The 16,265-nt window shown below is 61.3% G+C and carries 16 protein-coding genes and 1 tRNA gene; 10 read left to right on the top strand and 7 right to left on the bottom strand.

Features of this window, described 5'->3' with window-relative positions; translation table 11 throughout:
* Positions 1-38: 38 nt before the first annotated feature.
* Positions 39-1,295 (bottom strand): aminopeptidase, encoded by a 1,257-nt coding sequence (locus LPB73_RS00120; protein ID WP_231079095.1) that lies wholly within the window; start codon positions 1,293-1,295, stop codon positions 39-41.
* A 94-nt stretch (positions 1,296-1,389) separates the two neighbouring features.
* Positions 1,390-1,626 carry a ribbon-helix-helix domain-containing protein gene (locus LPB73_RS00115; RefSeq protein WP_089265762.1) on the bottom strand — a complete coding sequence of 79 codons (237 nt, stop codon included), beginning with the start codon at positions 1,624-1,626 and terminating at the stop codon, positions 1,390-1,392.
* Positions 1,627-1,860: 234 nt separating this feature from the next.
* Here LPB73_RS00115 and LPB73_RS00110 point away from each other — a divergent pair, with 234 nt between their 5' ends.
* From LPB73_RS00110 to LPB73_RS00090, 5 genes are all read left to right on the top strand, one after another.
* Complete coding sequence (locus LPB73_RS00110; protein WP_231079093.1) at positions 1,861-3,411, top strand: methyltransferase domain-containing protein; 1,551 nt, start codon at positions 1,861-1,863, stop codon at positions 3,409-3,411.
* A gap of 412 nt (positions 3,412-3,823) precedes the next feature.
* Entirely contained in the window at positions 3,824-6,301 is a 2,478-nt protein-coding gene (gene nirB / locus LPB73_RS00105; RefSeq protein ID WP_231079090.1) for a nitrite reductase large subunit NirB, read from the top strand.
* Between the two features lie 2 nt (positions 6,302-6,303).
* Positions 6,304-6,648, top strand: a complete 345-nt coding sequence (nirD, locus tag LPB73_RS00100; RefSeq protein ID WP_374725601.1) for a nitrite reductase small subunit NirD — start codon at positions 6,304-6,306, stop codon at positions 6,646-6,648.
* A gap of 47 nt (positions 6,649-6,695) precedes the next feature.
* Positions 6,696-7,517 (top strand): formate/nitrite transporter family protein, encoded by an 822-nt coding sequence (locus tag LPB73_RS00095; protein WP_089265759.1) that lies wholly within the window; start codon positions 6,696-6,698, stop codon positions 7,515-7,517.
* Positions 7,518-7,588: 71 nt separating this feature from the next.
* Positions 7,589-9,307 (top strand): bifunctional protein-serine/threonine kinase/phosphatase, encoded by a 1,719-nt coding sequence (locus LPB73_RS00090; RefSeq protein WP_231079089.1) that lies wholly within the window; start codon positions 7,589-7,591, stop codon positions 9,305-9,307.
* Positions 9,308-9,438: 131 nt separating this feature from the next.
* Here LPB73_RS00090 and LPB73_RS00085 read toward each other — a convergent pair.
* Together LPB73_RS00085 and LPB73_RS00080 are read right to left on the bottom strand one after the other, a co-directional pair.
* Positions 9,439-9,515, bottom strand: a tRNA-Met gene (locus LPB73_RS00085).
* Between the two features lie 285 nt (positions 9,516-9,800).
* The gene (locus tag LPB73_RS00080) at positions 9,801-10,562 is read right to left on the bottom strand and encodes an SDR family NAD(P)-dependent oxidoreductase (protein WP_184512096.1); all 762 of its coding nucleotides are present in this window, start codon (positions 10,560-10,562) and stop codon (positions 9,801-9,803) included.
* Positions 10,563-10,673: 111 nt separating this feature from the next.
* Between LPB73_RS00080 and LPB73_RS00075 the strand changes: the two genes are divergently transcribed.
* A complete protein-coding gene (locus LPB73_RS00075) occupies positions 10,674-11,189 on the top strand; it encodes a CvpA family protein (RefSeq protein ID WP_089265754.1) in 516 nt (171 codons plus the stop codon).
* An 86-nt stretch (positions 11,190-11,275) separates the two neighbouring features.
* Positions 11,276-12,058, top strand: coding sequence for an SDR family oxidoreductase (locus LPB73_RS00070; RefSeq protein WP_231079088.1), 783 nt, complete (start codon positions 11,276-11,278; stop codon positions 12,056-12,058).
* A 73-nt stretch (positions 12,059-12,131) separates the two neighbouring features.
* On the opposite strand, the gene LPB73_RS00065 is transcribed toward LPB73_RS00070, so the two are convergent.
* Positions 12,132-12,545: a DUF3775 domain-containing protein gene (locus tag LPB73_RS00065; RefSeq protein WP_089266221.1), complete on the bottom strand. Its 414-nt coding sequence runs from the start codon at positions 12,543-12,545 to the stop codon at positions 12,132-12,134.
* Positions 12,546-12,675: 130 nt separating this feature from the next.
* On the opposite strand from LPB73_RS00065, the gene LPB73_RS00060 reads away from it, so the two are divergent.
* The 3 genes from LPB73_RS00060 to LPB73_RS00050 all read left to right on the top strand — a co-directional run bounded on the left by LPB73_RS00060 (position 12,676) and on the right by LPB73_RS00050 (position 15,206).
* Positions 12,676-13,527: an MBL fold metallo-hydrolase gene (locus LPB73_RS00060; protein WP_231079087.1), complete on the top strand. Its 852-nt coding sequence runs from the start codon at positions 12,676-12,678 to the stop codon at positions 13,525-13,527.
* Between the two features lie 89 nt (positions 13,528-13,616).
* Positions 13,617-14,459, top strand: coding sequence for a fumarylacetoacetate hydrolase family protein (locus LPB73_RS00055; protein WP_175367643.1), 843 nt, complete (start codon positions 13,617-13,619; stop codon positions 14,457-14,459).
* A gap of 129 nt (positions 14,460-14,588) precedes the next feature.
* Positions 14,589-15,206 (top strand): glutathione S-transferase family protein, encoded by a 618-nt coding sequence (locus LPB73_RS00050; RefSeq protein ID WP_231079084.1) that lies wholly within the window; start codon positions 14,589-14,591, stop codon positions 15,204-15,206.
* 79 nt (positions 15,207-15,285) lie between these two features.
* Here the strand turns inward: LPB73_RS00050 and LPB73_RS00045 are convergent, their stop codons facing one another.
* Together LPB73_RS00045 and LPB73_RS00040 are read right to left on the bottom strand one after the other, a co-directional pair.
* Positions 15,286-15,828 (bottom strand): methylated-DNA--[protein]-cysteine S-methyltransferase, encoded by a 543-nt coding sequence (locus LPB73_RS00045; RefSeq protein ID WP_093757381.1) that lies wholly within the window; start codon positions 15,826-15,828, stop codon positions 15,286-15,288.
* A 105-nt stretch (positions 15,829-15,933) separates the two neighbouring features.
* Positions 15,934-16,137, bottom strand: a complete 204-nt coding sequence (locus LPB73_RS00040) for a hypothetical protein (RefSeq protein WP_068729147.1) — start codon at positions 16,135-16,137, stop codon at positions 15,934-15,936.
* Positions 16,138-16,265 lie beyond the last annotated feature (128 nt).

The following is a 16,265-nucleotide window of genomic DNA, read 5'->3' as shown; positions in this document are numbered from 1 at the left end:
ACTCAGTTTCCGCGCCCGTTCAGATCATTGCTGCAGCGTTACGCCCACTCGCCCTTGCGGAACACCGGCACGCGACGGCCGTCGGTGTGGACACCGTCGATGTCAATCTCGCCGGAGCCGATCATCCAGTCGATATGGATGAAGCTCTTGTTGCCGCCCTGCGCCGCGATCTGCTCGGGCGTGAGATCGCCGCCATTGACGAAGCACTTCGAATAGCACTGGCCGAGCGCAATATGGCAGGCGGCATTCTCGTCGAACAGCGTGTTGTAGAACAAGAGGCCACTCGCCGAGATCGGCGACGAATGCGGCACCAGCGCCACTTCACCGAGCCGACGCGAGCCTTCGTCGGTGTCGAGCACCTTGTTGAGCACTTCCTCGCCGCGTGAGGCCTTGGCCTCGACGATCTTGCCGCCCTCGAAGCGCACGGCAATGTCGTCGATCAGCGTGCCTTGATAGGATAGCGGCTTGGTCGAGCGGACATGGCCGTCGACACGCGCAGCATGCGGTGTGGTGAAGACTTCCTCGGTCGGGATATTGGCGTTGCAGATGATGCCGTTCTTGGCGGTCGACGCGCCGCCTTCCCATTCATGGCCATCGGCAAGACCCACCACGAGATCGGTGCCGGGGCCGGTAAAATGCAGGGCATGGAAACGCTGCGCGTTCAGCCATTCGGTGCGGCTGCGCAGCGCCGCATTGTGCTTGGCCCAGGCGGCAATGGGATCGGCATTGTCGACGCGCGATGCGGCGAAGATCGCGTCCGCAAGCTTCTGTACGGCAACGTCGTCTTCGTCACCGGGAAACACCTGCTTGGCCCATGAGAGCGTCGGATAGGCGATGATATTCCAGTTGATGTCGAAGCCGGCGATCTTCTGCAGCGCCGGCTGATAGGCGATGGAATTCGCCTTGCTGGCGCGCGACACCTTGGCGGGGTCTTCGTTGGACAGCAGCATCGGATTGTCGCCGACGATGGCGAGGCGCGCCGTGTTGTTGCCGAGCGCTTTGGCCATGCCCTCATAGAGCCAGCCGGCGGCGCGATCGAACGACACATCGTGGCCGTAGCGGTAGCGCGCCAACGTCATCTCTTCATCGGAGAAAAACGGCGTCACCAGACCTGCGCCGGCCTTGTAGGCATGTTCAGCGATCTTGCGCACCAGCGGCAGCGCCGCGGCGGGGCCGGTCAGCAGTAGATCCTGCCCCGGCGCCAGTTGCAGCCCAACTTTCACGGCGACTTCGGCCAGACGGTCGAGCTTCACGGGATCGATGGGGGTGGACAAATTGCGCTGGTGAACGGTCATGCAGAGGCCCTGACTGATGTGGAAGTGGCTGGACCGAATGTAGGCGCAGATGCGCCTTGCCGCCAGCCGGTCCGCCGCAGGGCTTACCGGACGCCTACGACAGCCCGGACTGCGGGACGAGGGCCTGGTAATGGGCCAGCGCGTAAAGCCTGATCGCCGAGGACAGGTTGTTCTGCTGTCGGTTCTTGTCGATCTCGCCGACGAGCTGCGACATCGTGATCCGGCGCATGCCGGCGATCTCCTTCAGCGCCGTCCAGAACGCCTCTTCGAGGCTGACGCTTGTCTTGTGTCCGGCGACAACGATCGATCGCTTTACGACGGGTGATTTCACCGCGCCTCCTCCATTTCATTTCCGCCCAGTGGTCGTTTTTCTTTCAGGACAGCTTATACGGATTGGAACCCGCGGCAACAGATCAGATGATGCGACCTTAGACGGCTACGCATCGCGCAACCTGATATCAGAAACACAACCTCTGCGGCACAATCGCTACCTTGTTTTCGCGGCGCGCATTGAGCAGAAGCAGCATAGTGCACAACTTCGGATTCGACTTTCCTGACTGACTCGATGGATTCCACTACGCTCGCACTTCCGGACGCCCAGCACGCCGCCGATCAGATCGATCGCTGGATGAAGGAGCACGCCGTCTTCGCGCTGCTGATGGAGCAATCCGACAACGCATGTTCTGTGCTGCGGCAGTTTGCAACGATCAACCGCAACCATGGCCAGCATGACGTCGCTATCGACGCGCTTCTTGCTGCACTTGCACTGATGCCGACGGACGTCACCACCTGGCGTGAGCTCGCGACGGACTATCAATTGAGCGGTCGCGACGAACTGGCGGAAGCAAGTGCGTTGCGCGCGCTCGCCATCGATCCGGACCACGCGACGACATGGCTGCAATATGCGAGCCTCGCCTACCGGCTGCAGCGTATCAATGATGCTGAAGCGGCCTATCTGCGCGCTCTGTCCGGCGATGCCTCGCTTGGCGACGCTCATCTCGGCCTGGGCGTGCTGTATCTCGGCTCCCACCGTCCCGAGCAGGCGATCGTGCATCTGCAACGTGCACTATCCTGGGGCGGCATCGACGCGGTCACGCATCTTTGCCTCGGACAGGCCTTCTACATGGCCGGCCGGTTTGGCGAGAGCGCCGATGCCTTGACGATCGCAAACGGATTTGTGCCGCTGGAAGGCGTGACGCTGCGTCTCTACGCCCGCGCGCGTACCTTTGCTTCGATGCTGGACGGCGACATTCAGGGCGCAATCACCCGCTACCCGGCACTTGCCGGACAAGAGACCGAGCCATTGGATGAGGTCTTGCGCACCGCATTCGCGTTGTTCAGCGCCTATGGCATGCATGAAGCCGCTGCCACGGTCGGACGACTGCGACTGGAAGGCCAGCCGGACGATCCCGTGCAGCGCTACTTGCTGGATGCCGTCGGTGGACAGACACATGATCGCGCACCGGCAGCCTATGTGGAGGCGCATTTCAACGAATTCGCCGAGGGCTTCGACAGCAAGCTTGTGGACATTCTTGGCTACAAGGTGCCGCAGCAACTCGCCGATATGATTGCGTCCTGCCGACCGAGACTTGCGACCATTCTGGATCTCGGCTGCGGAACGGGGTTGACTGCAGAGCCACTCGGGCGGTTCGGCGCGCGACTGACCGGCATCGACCTGTCGGAGAAGATGCTCGCCATCGCAACACGGCGGAACGCCTATCACGACCTTATCAAGGCCGATGTCGTGAGCTATCTCGCGGACAGCCCGCGCAGCTTCGACCTCGTCTTCGCTGCCGATCTTCTGATCTATCTCGGCCGGCTGGAAGAACTCATCGGCCTGATTGCGCGCGTGCTCCCTGCGGGCGGCCTCTTCGCAGCGAGCATCGAGCGCGCGGGTCACGGCGACTTCACGTTGCTCTCGTCAGGCAGGTTCGCCCATAGCGAGAGATATTTCGAAACCTGCGCCGCGAAGGACTTCGAAATCGCATGCAAGGAGAATTCCGAGCTGCGCCTCGAAGCAGGGCGCCCTGCCCTCGGCACGCTTTATGTGCTGCGTCGCCGTGCCCGGCCGAGCACCGAGAACGGCCAGCTCACCACCGCAACAGACCACCAATAAATTGACGAGATCTTCGCCAAGCGCGCGTCCACCTTCGAACCTGTTGTCTGCACAGATCGGGAGCCATCTCGAACCTGAAGCGCACCGCACAAGATTTAATCATCTGCCTAGGAAATCAGTAATGCCGCTCGTTTTAATGGCACGACTGATCGCCGACAGCCGAGCTCATTTAGAAATAGTCGAAAAATCAGAATGTTATACGACAGGTACGTTGGCACGCCATTTGCTAATAATATCTACGTCAATGATGACCGCCGTCCGCCGGATGCTGAAACCGCTGCTGGTTTCAAGCGCAGGGACACAGCTCGCTTCCTGATTGTCAGGTGCGAAGCGGTCATCGTGACTCCATCCCTACCGGGCTTGGTGAGCGAGTTCCTGTTTCCGATCGGCAGCGGTCCAAACAGGTTTGCACATGCTCGATCAACCGAACGCAAAGAAGCAGAAGCTCGTCATCCTCGGCAACGGCATGGCCGCCGGCCGCGTCATGGACGAGCTGTTCGCACGCGCACCAGACCGCTACGACGTAGTGGTGTTCGGCGCGGAGCCGCGTGTTAATTACGACCGCATCATGCTGTCGCCGGTGCTCTCCGGCGAGAAGGCATATGACGACATTCTGATCCACACCGATGAGTGGTACGCGACCAACAAGGTTGATCTCAGGCGCGGCGAACTGGTCGTCGCGATCGATCGCGTTGCGAAAACCGTCACCACACAGTCCGGCGCGGTCGAGACTTATGACACGCTGATTATCGCAACCGGCTCGAAGCCGATCCTCATTCCGGTACCCGGCGCGGAACTGCCCGGCGTCGTCACCTATCGCGATCTCGACGACGTCAACTTGATGCTCGATGCAGCTGGCAAGGGCGGCCACGCCGTCGTCATCGGCGGCGGCTTGCTCGGCCTCGAGGCTGCAGCCGGCCTGGCCATGCGCGGCATGACGACGACCGTTGTCCATCTGATGCCAACACTGATGGAGCGCCAACTCGATCCCAACGCCGCCTATCTGTTGCAAAAGGCGATCGAGGCGCGCGGCATCGAGGTGCTGACCGGAGCCAACACAGCAGCCATCCTCGGTGACACATGTGTCGAGTCAGTCCGGCTCGACGATGGTCGGACCCTACCGGCCGATCTCGTCGTGATGGCGGTCGGCATCCGCCCGAACACCGCACTCGCCAAGCTAGCCGACCTCAACGTCAAGCGCGGCATCGTCGTGGACGATCATCTGCGGACCAGCGACGACAACATCTATGCGGTCGGCGAGTGCGTCGAGCATCGCGGCCAGTGCTACGGCCTTGTCGCGCCCCTGTATGACATGGCGAAGACCCTCGCGGCGACCCTCGCCGGCGAAACCGTGGACGGCTATATCGGCTCGACCACCTCGACCAAGCTGAAAGTCACCGGCGTAGATCTGTTCTCGGCCGGCGATTTCGCCGAAGGCGACGTCAAGGATGAGATCGTGCTACGCGATCCTGCCCGCGGCATCTACAAGCGTGTCGTCTTGCGCGACGACCGCATCATCGGCGCGGTGCTCTATGGCGATACGGCCGACGGCTCGTGGTATTTCGACCTCCTCAAAAAGAACGTCGATATCGGCGCCATGCGCAACGCGCTGATCCTCGGCCAAGCCTATCAGGGCGGCGTTGCCCTCGATCCGGTCGCTGCTGTCGCAGCGCTGTCCGACGATGCCGAAATCTGCGGCTGCAACGGCGTCTGCAAGGGCGCGATCACGCAGGCGATCACCGCCCACGGCCTCACCACCCTCGACGATGTGCGCACCCGCACCAAGGCATCGGCTTCCTGCGGCCAGTGCACGGCGAAGGTGGAATCGCTGCTCGCGGCCACGCTTGGCGACAACTACTCCGCCGCCGGCCGCAAGCCGATGTGCAAATGCACCGACCTCACCCATAGCGAAGTCCGTGGCTTCATTCTCTCGAAGGAGTTGAAGTCCGTTCCCGCCGTGATGCAGGAACTGGCGTGGAAAACCTCTTGCGGCTGTCCGTCCTGCCGCCCGGCGCTGAACTATTATCTACTCTGCGCGTGGCCGGGCGAATATGCCGACGATGCGCAGTCGCGCTACATCAACGAGCGCGTCCACGCCAACATCCAGAAAGACGGCACCTTCTCCGTCGTACCGCGCATGTGGGGCGGCCTGACCACCCCCGACGAATTGCGCGCCATCGCCGACGTCGCCGACCGCTTCAAGATTCCGACGGTGAAAGTCACTGGCGGCCAACGCATCGATCTGCTGGGCGTGCGGAAGGAAGACCTGCCCGCGGTGTGGGCGCAGCTCAATAGTGCGGGCCTCGTCTCCGGCGCAGCCTATGCCAAGGGCCTGCGCACGGTGAAGACCTGCGTCGGCTCCGAATGGTGCCGCTTCGGCACGCAGGATTCGACCGGTCTCGGCGTCAAGCTCGAGCGCTTCATGTGCGGCTCATGGGCACCTGCGAAGGTAAAGCTCGGCGTCTCCGGCTGCCCGCGCAACTGCGCAGAATCCACGGTGAAGGACATCGGCGTGATCTGCGTCGAATCCGGCTACGACATCCACATCGCCGGTGCAGCGGGCCTGCATGTCCGTCAGACCGATCTGCTTGGCCATGTCGATACGGAGGACGAGGCGATCGAATACATCGCCGCCTTCATGCAGATGTACCGCGAGGAAGCGGGCTATCTCGAACGCGTCTGGAAGTGGGTCGAAAACGCCGGCCTCGACAAGGTACGCGCGGCGATCATGGATGATGCCGACAACCGTCGCGCGCTGCTGGCGCGCTTCGAGAAATCACAGCGCGCGGTCCGCAGGGATCCCTGGGCCGAACGCGCCGCCGGCCGCGAACAGCATGAATTTACGCCGCTCGCAACACTCAACTCGATTATAGCCGTCCCAGCAGAATGAACATGACAATGGTCCCATCCAACGACTTCTGGTTCGACGTCGGCCCACTGCGCGCGATCCCGCAACGCGGCGCGCGCACGGTGAAGACTCCGCGGCGCGAGATCGCGGTATTCCGCACCGCCAGCGACGAGGTGTTTGCGCTGGAAAATCGCTGCCCGCACAAGGGCGGTCCGCTTAGTGAAGGCATCGTGCACGGTCGCAAGGTCGCCTGCCCACTGCACAACTGGATCATCAACCTCGATGACGGCGAAGCCTCGGGCGCTGACAAAGGCTGCGCGCGCAGCTTCCCGGTCAAGCTCGAGAACGGCCGCATCTATCTCAACATGAGCGTCGCCGCCGCCCCATAGGTGCACGCCACATCAACCGACCCCGCTCCAAAGAAAGTTTTCAAGTAATGGCCTATCTCGTCCCTTCAGAATTCGTGACTAAGATGGTGGATGCCGGCGAATCCAAGATTTTCATGTCCACGCGCGACACCATCATCCGCGCCTTCATGGCCGGCGCTATCCTGGCACTCGCCGCGGTGTTCGCCGTTACCGTCACGGTGCAAACAGGTTATCCGATTATCGGCGCGATCCTCTTCCCAGTCGGCTTCTGCATGCTCTATCTGCTCGGCTTCGACCTGCTCACTGGCGTCTTCGTGCTGACGCCCCTGGCATTGCTTGACAAGCGCCCCGGCGTCACCGTCGGCGGCGTGCTGCGCAATTGGGGGCTCGTCTTCGTCGGCAATTTCATGGGCGCGATCATCGTCGCCATCATGATGTCAATCGTATTTACCTTCGGCTTCTCGACGCCGCCGGACAAGGTGGGGCAGGTGATCGGCCATATCGGCGAAGGCCGCACGCTCGGCTATGCGCAGTATGGCGCAGCCGGCATGCTGACGCTGTTCATTCGCGGCATGCTCTGCAACTGGATGGTCTCAACCGGCGTGGTCGGCGCGATGATCTCAACGACCGTCAGCGGCAAAGTCATCGCGATGTGGATGCCGGTCATGGTCTTCTTCGCGATGACGTTCGAGCATTCGATCGTCAACATGTTCCTGTTCCCCGCCGGCCTGATGCTCGGCGGCAAGTTCACGATCATGGATTACATCATCTGGAACGAGATTCCGACCGTGCTCGGCAACCTCATTGGCGGCCTTACCTTTACCGGCCTGACGCTGTATGCAACGCACATCAAGACAGCTCCGAAGCGCGTTGCTAGTCTCGCCCGCTAGGCCGCCCCGCAATCCTCGCAATACGACGCCCCGGCTTCTCCAGCTGGGGCGTCATTTTATTAGTGTGACCCATGCCGCGTGAATTGACGATTTCGATCGGCCAGCATTCGGACAGGGGCCGCAAAGACACCAATCAGGATTTCCACGGCGCCCTGATTCCGACCGAGCCGCTGTTGAGCCTCAAAGGCATTGCCGTCGTCATCGCCGACGGGATCAGCAGCAGCGCGGTCAGCGGCGAAGCCAGCGAATCTGCGGTCAAATCGTTTCTCACCGACTATTACTGCACATCCGAATCCTGGTCGGTGAAGACATCGGCGCAACGCGTCATCGCTGCGACCAATTCGTGGCTGCAATCCCAGACCCAGCGCGGCCGCTACCATTACGACAAGGATCGCGGCTATGTCTGCACGCTGAGTGCAATGGTGATACGCGCACGCGCAGCGCACCTCTTTCATGTCGGCGATTCCCGCATCTATCGCGTATCGGACCGCGCACTCGAGCAACTTACCATCGACCATCGCGTCGTAATCTCATCCGAGCAGAGCTACCTCGCCCGCGCGCTTGGCGTGAACCCGCAAATCGAGATCGACTATCAGGTGCTGCAGATCGACGACGGCGATGTCTTCATCCTCGCCACCGACGGCGTCTATGATTTCGTCAGCGCGCGCTTCATCACTTCGGCGATCGCCGATCACGCCGACGATCTCGACGCTGCCGCGAGGCTGATCGTCGACGAGGCCTATGCACAGAACAGCCCGGACAACCTCACCGTACAGATCGTGCGGATAGATGCGGTGCCGGATGGTGAGGCCAGCGACATTCTGATGCCGCAATTGCCGCTGCCACCACTGCTCGAAGCTCGCGCGGTGTTCGACGGCTACAGGATCGTGCGCGAACTGCATGGCAGCAGCCGTAGCCACATCTATCTCGCGATCGATCTGGAGAGCGGCGAACAGATTGTCATCAAGATTCCGTCGATCGATCTGCGCGACGACCCGGTCTATCTCAAGCGGTTCATGATCGAGGAATGGGTGGCGCGGCGCATCGACAGCGCGCATGTGCTGAAGCCGTGCCGACAGTCGCGCAAGCGCAACTACCTCTACATCGTCGCCGAATTCATCGAAGGCCAGACGCTGAAGCAGTGGATGCTCGACAATCCGAAGCCGGATTTGGAAACCGTGCGCGGCATCACCGAGCAGATCGCACGCGGCTTGCAGGCGTTCCATCGGATGGAGATGATCCATCAGGACATTCGGCCAGACAATATCATGATCGACAAGACGGGCACGGTGAAGATCATCGATTTTGGTTCGACCCGCGTCAACGGCGTCGCCGAAGCTGATTCACCCGGCAAGCACAGCGACATTCTCGGCACGCCGCAATACACCGCACCCGAGCTGTTTCTCGGCAAGCGCGCCACGTCGAGTTCCGACCTCTATGCGCTTGGAATTCTGACCTATCAGATGCTGTCCGGGACACTGCCTTACGGAGCGGAGGTCGCGAAGGCGACGACGGCCGCACAGCACCGCAAGCTGCGCTATCGATCTCTGCTCAACGATGCCAGCGATATCCCGGAATGGATCGACGGCGTGTTGCGCAAGGCCGTGCACCCCGACCCGGCGAAGCGCTACGACGAACTCTCCGAGTATGTTTACGACCTGCGTAATCCGAAGGCGGAGTTTCTCAATCCGTCGACCGTGCCGCTCCTGGAGCGCAATCCGAACATGGTCTGGAAGGGCCTGTCGCTGCTGCTCGCTATAACTGTCATCGTATTGCTGTCGAGGCGCTAACGGCATCGTCAGTTGGCGCCTGCATCACTGCGGAAACCTCACATTCTTTCCCTGAAAGGCATCCGTCGCCACGCCGAAAAAGCCGCCCAGAGGGCGGCTTTTCGTTTTTTCTGAAATATCAATTAGATGTTTGGTTGCGGGGATAGGATTTGAACCTATGACCTTCAGGTTATGAGCCTGACGAGCTACCGGGCTGCTCCACCCCGCGCCAAACCTTTCGGAAAACCAGAGACGAAACGAAGTCGGCCAACGCCAAGGCGTCGATCGATCCCAGTCCGGAGGCTTCCTGAGAAGGCAACCGGGGCAAAGCCCTCGGTGCGAGGGGTATGTACCAATGCCAGCCTGCTTTGGAAAGGGGCTGCGGCGATCTTTTTGCGCTTTTATGACGGTCCGGAAACGCGCCAATCTGCCTTGTTTCGGCACAGTCCGGCCCAGTGACGGACCGCACAGAGCCAAACAGCCTTCAAAGACCCGCTGGACGCCCTCTGGCGGCCTAGTTCAGCAGAAAGCCACCATCCACAGTCACGGTGCTGCCGGTCATGTAGCGCGAGGCCTGCGAGGCCAGCAGCAGAATGGCACCGTCGAGGTCGCTCTCATGACCGACCCGGCGCTGCGCGATGCGCTTGATCAGCTTCTCGCCCACGGGCGTGTCCCAGGCGGCGTGGTTGATGTCGGTATCGATGTAGCCTGGCGCCAGCGCATTGACGCGAATGCGGTGAGCGGCGAGTTCCAGTGCCAGTGCCCTGGTCGCCTGCACGATGCCGGCTTTCGAGATCGCATAGGGCGACACCGCCTTGGTCAGCCCGAAGCCGAGGACGGAAGCGATATTGACGATATTGCCCTCCACTTTATGCGCGATCATGCGGCGCGCGGCTTCGGTCGCCGCGAAATAGGCGCCCTTGAGATTGGCCCCGATGACCGCGTCCCAATCCGCCTCAGTCTGATCGATGGCCATCTTCTCCACCGCGATGCCGGCATTGTTGATCAGCACGCTGACCGGCCCGAGCGCAGCTTCAGCGGCATCGAACGCCTTTGCGATCGAGGCATTGTCGGTGACGTCCATCGACACCGCGACAGCGCGCCCCCCCTTGTCCGTGATTTCCTTCTGCAGGCTCTCTAGCTTGCCCATTTGCCGCGCTGCGAGCACCACAGCTGCACCATGCGCGGACAGCACGCGCGCAAATTGCCGGCCGAGGCCCTGCGAGGCTCCGGTGATGAGGATGGTTTCTTTACTGACGTCGAATATCCCGGACATGGCATTTCCCTTTGATTTTGCCCTAGTGATACCCGGCCTTGCCGCGATCGCAAACCGGCGCGCTCAGCCGATTTCTTTGAAGCGGAATTGCCGCATGGGGACGAAGCCGCGATGAACAGTTTCGATGTCGTCGTTTATGTCGGCCTGATCGTCGCCATGGTCATCGGCTTCCGCGCCGGCCTCTTGCGCAGCGCCGTGACCATTCTGGGCTATCTGCTGGCGATGCCGATCGCCGTCTGGATCACCGGGCTGATCGCGCCGCAACTATCCGGCAGCGCCGCCGCTTCGACCACGCAAAATTCATTGCTGTTCTTCGCGATCTTCCTGGTGTCAGGCATCGTGCTCGGTTCGCTGCTGCGCATGGCAATCAACGACGTGATCGGCCACGAGATCGGCATCGGCGACCGGCTCGGCGGCGCTTTGCTCGGCGCCATCCGCGTCGGCCTGATCGCGGTAACGCTGGTGCTGATCTTCGACCAGCTGGTGCCGGCCGACAGGCAGCCAGCCTATATGACCGGCTCACAGCTGCGGCCCCTGCTGTCGCTGGCCGGGCAGAAGGGCGTCAAATCGCTGCCGCCGGACGTGACCGCCACCATCGAGCAATGGAAACGCGCGCATCGGCTCTGACGTCGGCGCCCTTATCAGGCCGCTTGCGACGAGCTAGACTGTCCCCCTCTTTTCTTCGCCAGTTCGACAACTTCAGGAGTGATATCGTGGATCTTGGAATCAAAGGCCGCCGCGCGCTTGTTTGCGCATCCAGCAAGGGCCTCGGCCGTGGCTGCGCCGAAGCGCTGGCCGCAGAAGGCGTGCATGTCACGATGACTGCACGCGGCGGCGACGTGCTGGCGGCAGCCGCTGCCGATATCCGCAAGGCCTATCCGGGCGTCGAGGTCACCGAAGTCGTCGGTGACATCACCACGGTCGAAGGCCGCGAAGCTGCGCTAAAGGCAGCCGGCCAAATCGACATCCTCATCAACAATGCCGGCGGCCCGCCACCCGGTGATTTCCGCAACTGGACCCGCGACGACTGGATCAAGGCCATCGACGCCAACATGCTAACGCCGATCGAGCTGATCAAGGCGACGGTGGACGGCATGATGGAGCGCAAGTTCGGCCGCATCGTCAACATCACCTCGGCCGCCGTGAAAGCGCCGATCGATGTGCTCGGCCTGTCGAATGGTGCACGCAGCGGCCTGACCGGCTTCATCGCCGGCCTGTCGCGCAAGACTGTGCGTGCGAATGTCACCATCAACGGCCTGCTGCCCGGCCCATTCAACACCGACCGCCTGAAGGGCGTTGCCGCCGGCCAGGTCAAGGCGACAGGTCTTTCGGTCGATGAGATCCTGGCCAAGCGCGCGGCCGAAAATCCGTCGGGTCGCTTCGGTGAAGCCGATGAATTCGGTCAGGCCTGCGCCTGGCTGTGCGGCGCTAAATCCGGCTTCATCACCGGCCAGAACATCGTGCTCGATGGCGGCGCTTTCCCCGGCACGATGTAACTCGGCAGCATCTCAAGACCCAAAAAGGCGATCGGCTGCACGGCCGATCGCCTTTAGTTTTTGGGTTGCGCAATCAGTGGACGGGTGTGGTGCGTTCGCTGGACCAATCGACGCCGAATTCTTCCAAGCCTTCGGCGAGGAGATCGCCGAGCAAAGGCTCGCCGAGCAGATAGCGCGCGGTGCGCCCGTTGCGGCCTTCTGCGGCTTCGCGGCGCAAGTCGCTCCATTCCTCGATAGTGGCGTCGCCGCGTCCCAGCCGCATCAGGGCGACGAGGTCGATCTGCTCGTCCTCGGTGAGCGCGCTGATGAAGCCCGCGATTTCCCGCGCCACGGGATCTTCGCCATTGTCCTCCAACACATCGATCATGTCGTCGTCCGCACCATTGGAGCCGGAATCGGGATCCGAGGCGATATCCTTGGCATCGAACTGCCGCGCCTTCTCGATCAGAAAGCCCACTTTCTCGGATGAAATCGCTAGTTCTGGCATCGCACGCTCCTCGCTGCAGGGCCCGGTGTTCCACTCAGACAACGCGCAGCCCCGCGAGATGATCCATTGCGCGCCACGCCGGAAACCCGCATCTTTCCAGCCCTAAAAAGAACAATGGGGTGAACGCCTGATGCAATGGACGGTCGGCAAGGTCAGGATCACGCAGATCATCGAAGGCGAGACGATTGGCAGCACACGCTTCATTCTCCCGCAGGTCGGCCCCGATGAAGTTCATGCGCTGCCGTGGCTGATGCCGGAATTTGCATCCCCTGAAGGCCGGCTGAAAATGTCAATCCATGCGCTGGTCGTGGAAACGCCCACGCAAAGGATCATCGTTGATACCTGTCTCGGCAACAATAAGCAGGGCCGTTCGGTCCCGACTTGGAATAATCTGCACACCCCGTTCCTCGAGAACATGACAGCAGCCGGCTTCGCGCCTGACAGCATCGACACGGTGCTGTGCACCCATCTGCATGTCGATCATGTCGGCTGGAATACAAAACTGGTCGCCGGCCAATGGACGCCGACATTCCCGAATGCACGCTATGTGTTCGGGCAGCACGAATACAACTACTGGGCGGCGCATAGCGATACGGCGCCGCATCTCGCCGTGTTCAACGATTCCGTAAAGCCGATCGCCGATGCGGGGCTGATGGATCTCGTTGCCAGCGATGCGCAACTCTCGGACGAGGTTACGCTGATCCCGACACCGGGCCACAGCCCCGGCCATATGAGCGTGCATATCAAATCCGCAGGCGAGGAAGCGCTGCTGACCGGCGACGCCGCACATCATCCGGTGCAGATGGCGCATCTCGACTGGTCGTCCACGGCGGATGCCGATCCCCTGCAATCCGCCGTATCGCGGCGCGCATTGTTCTCGCGTTTTGCGGATACGCCGACACTGGTGATCGGCGGTCACTTCGGTGCCGGCCACATCATGCGCGAGGGCGATGCTTTCAGATTTGCCGCGCTGCAGCACTGATTTTTGCGGCTCTGACCTTTCTGTCGCGCGGTTGAATTTCCCCGCGCCCTGTTCCACAACCTTTCAGGCAAGCCCCAAGGGAGACGACAATGAAGCTCGTAAGATACGGCGCGTTCGGCAGCGAAAAGCCGGGACTGATCGACAAGGACGGCAAGCTGCGTGACCTCTCCGGCCAGGTGAAGGATCTGGCTGACGATGCATTTGCGCCTGCCAATCTTGCCAAGCTCGCTGCGCTCGACCCGGCGTCGCTGCCTGCAGTAAGCGGCTCGCCGCGCATTGGCTCGCCCGTTGGCGGCAAGCCGAAATTCATCGCCATCGGCCTGAACTATGCGGATCATGCGGCGGAATCCGGCATGCCGATTCCGTCAGAGCCCATTGTTTTCATGAAGGCGCTCAACAGCCTGTGCGGCCCCAATGACGATGTGGAAAAGCCCCGCGGCTCGACCAAGCTCGACTGGGAAGTCGAACTCGCCATCGTCATCGGCACCAAAGCCAAATATGTGACCGAAGCCGATGCGCTGAAGCATGTCGCCGGCTACAGCGTCTGCAATGACGTTTCCGAGCGCTTCTTCCAGATCGAGCGCGGCGGCCAGTGGACCAAGGGCAAGTCGCACGACACGTTCGGCCCGCTCGGCCCGTGGCTGGTAACATCAGATGAAGTCGGCGACGTGCACAAGCTCAGCATGTATCTCGACGTCAATGGCAAGCGCTGCCAGACCGGCTCGACCGCGACCATGATCTTCAATGTGCCGCAGATCGTGTCGTATCTGTCCGGCATGATGACGCTGATGCCCGGTGACATCATCACCACGGGCACGCCGCCCGGCGTCGGCCTCGGCATGAAGCCGCCGAAATTCCTCGAAGTCGGCGACGTCATGACGCTCGGCATCGAGAAGCTCGGCGAGCAGAAACAGAAAGTGGTTGCGGCTTAAGGCGTATCACTTTCCTCGTCATTGCGAGGAGCGAAAGCGACGAAGCAATCCAGAAGGCCACAAAGCAAGGACTGGATTGCTTCGCTGCGCTCGCAATGACGACCAATAGAACTGAGTAAAGGACCAAAAATGAAGCTGACTTTTTCTCCGGGTTCGCCCTTCGCACGCAAGGTGCGCATCGCAGCGATCGAACTCGGGCTGATCGACAAGATCGAACTGGTGGCGGCTTCGGTCGCGCCGACACAGAAAAACGAGACCTATTCCCATGACATCAGCCCGGTCAGGAAACTACCGGCGCTGATCTTGGATGACGGCAATGTCATCGTCGATTCCTATGTCATCACCGAATATCTCGACGAGCTCGCCGGCGGCAACAAGCTGATCCCGGCCGCGGGTCCGGCGCGCTGGAAAGTGAAGAGCGAGCATTCGATGCTGCAGGGCATGACGGATGCGATGCTGCTGTGCCGCTACGAGGTCGGCGTGCGCCCCAAAGAGTTTCTGTGGCAGGCTTGGTATGACGATCAGTGGGATCGCGCATGGCAGGGGCTCGCACGTTTCGAAAATCATCCGGACATCCTGACGCGTCCGCTGGATGCGGCGCAGATCGCGCTCGTCTGCGTGCTCGGTTATGCCGACTTCCGCTTTCCTGATTGCGGATGGCACAAGGCGTTTCCGAAACTCGACGCCTTTCACAACAAGATGCTGCAGCGGGAATCGGTCAAGATCTCCGTTCCGCCAAAGGGTTAGGGTCGAAAAGCGGCCTGACGCAATTTCACGTCAGCTTGCGAAAATTCTGCGTCAGGCCTGCGGCAATCTTGCGGCAGGCCTAATCGAACAGCGAGGGCGTGTGATTCACATACGCGCCCTCGATGGCGAGCATCTTGAGCTTGGTCTCGACGCCGCCATTGGCCGAAAATCCGCCCGGCTTGCCGCCGGCGGCCAGCACCCGATGACACGGCACGATCACCGGACACGGATTCTGCCCCATCGCCTGCCCGACATTGCGTGACAGTTCGACACCGCCGAGCTTCTTGGCGATATCGCCATAGGTCAGCGTTGCGCCCGGCGGGATCTGGCGGGCAATCGCATAGACGTTGCGATTGAATTCGGGGACGTCGGTGAGATCGAGATCGATATCGAGAAGATCGACCGGCTTGCCGGTCATCAGTTCGACGATACCGTCGATGGCGGCCTGTACCGCCGGCGGCGGCGCGGCTTCGACGACCTCCGCATGGCGCTGCTTGATGCGTACACGGGTCTGTTTTTCGTCCGGCTGCGGCAATTGCACAGCAACGATGCCACGATCGGCCCATGCGATGCCGCAGCGGCCGATGGCGGTGTCGAAGAGAGTGAACTGAACGTCGGTCATATGAGCCTCCATCGATCGCATCAGCATCCGATGTGGTGAGGTCCGGAGTTTGCGACGATCTTCAGCCATTCGCCACCCGATTCCGGAGCGGCAAACAGCTTTGTCTCAGCTCTGCTCGCGCGACGGCATTGAGGCGGCCTTGTGGATGAAAGCCTGGCCGAGCATGTCGAGGATTTCCTTGGTGGCCACGAACATGAACACACCCGCCTCGGTGTCGAAGGAGATGCCGACCACGGTCGGATCAGGCTGGAAGTCCAACAGGCTGTAGCCCTTCAGCGGGAGGGCGGGAACTTCTTTCGGATTCGACATGTCGGTCTCCCGCGTCAGTGAAAGGCTCGTGAAAGCCGGAATAACGAGGGCTTAGACAACAATTCGGAGCACGCCAAGGCGTTATTTCGTAGCGTTGGCCGGGCTTCCAACAACAATCGGGACCGCAT

The sequence above is a fragment of the Tardiphaga sp. 37S4 genome (assembly GCF_021044645.1).
Lineage (GTDB): Bacteria > Pseudomonadota > Alphaproteobacteria > Rhizobiales > Xanthobacteraceae > Tardiphaga > Tardiphaga robiniae.
Note: the sequence above shows the minus strand (reverse complement) of the source record. Positions and strands in the feature narration are given on the sequence as shown.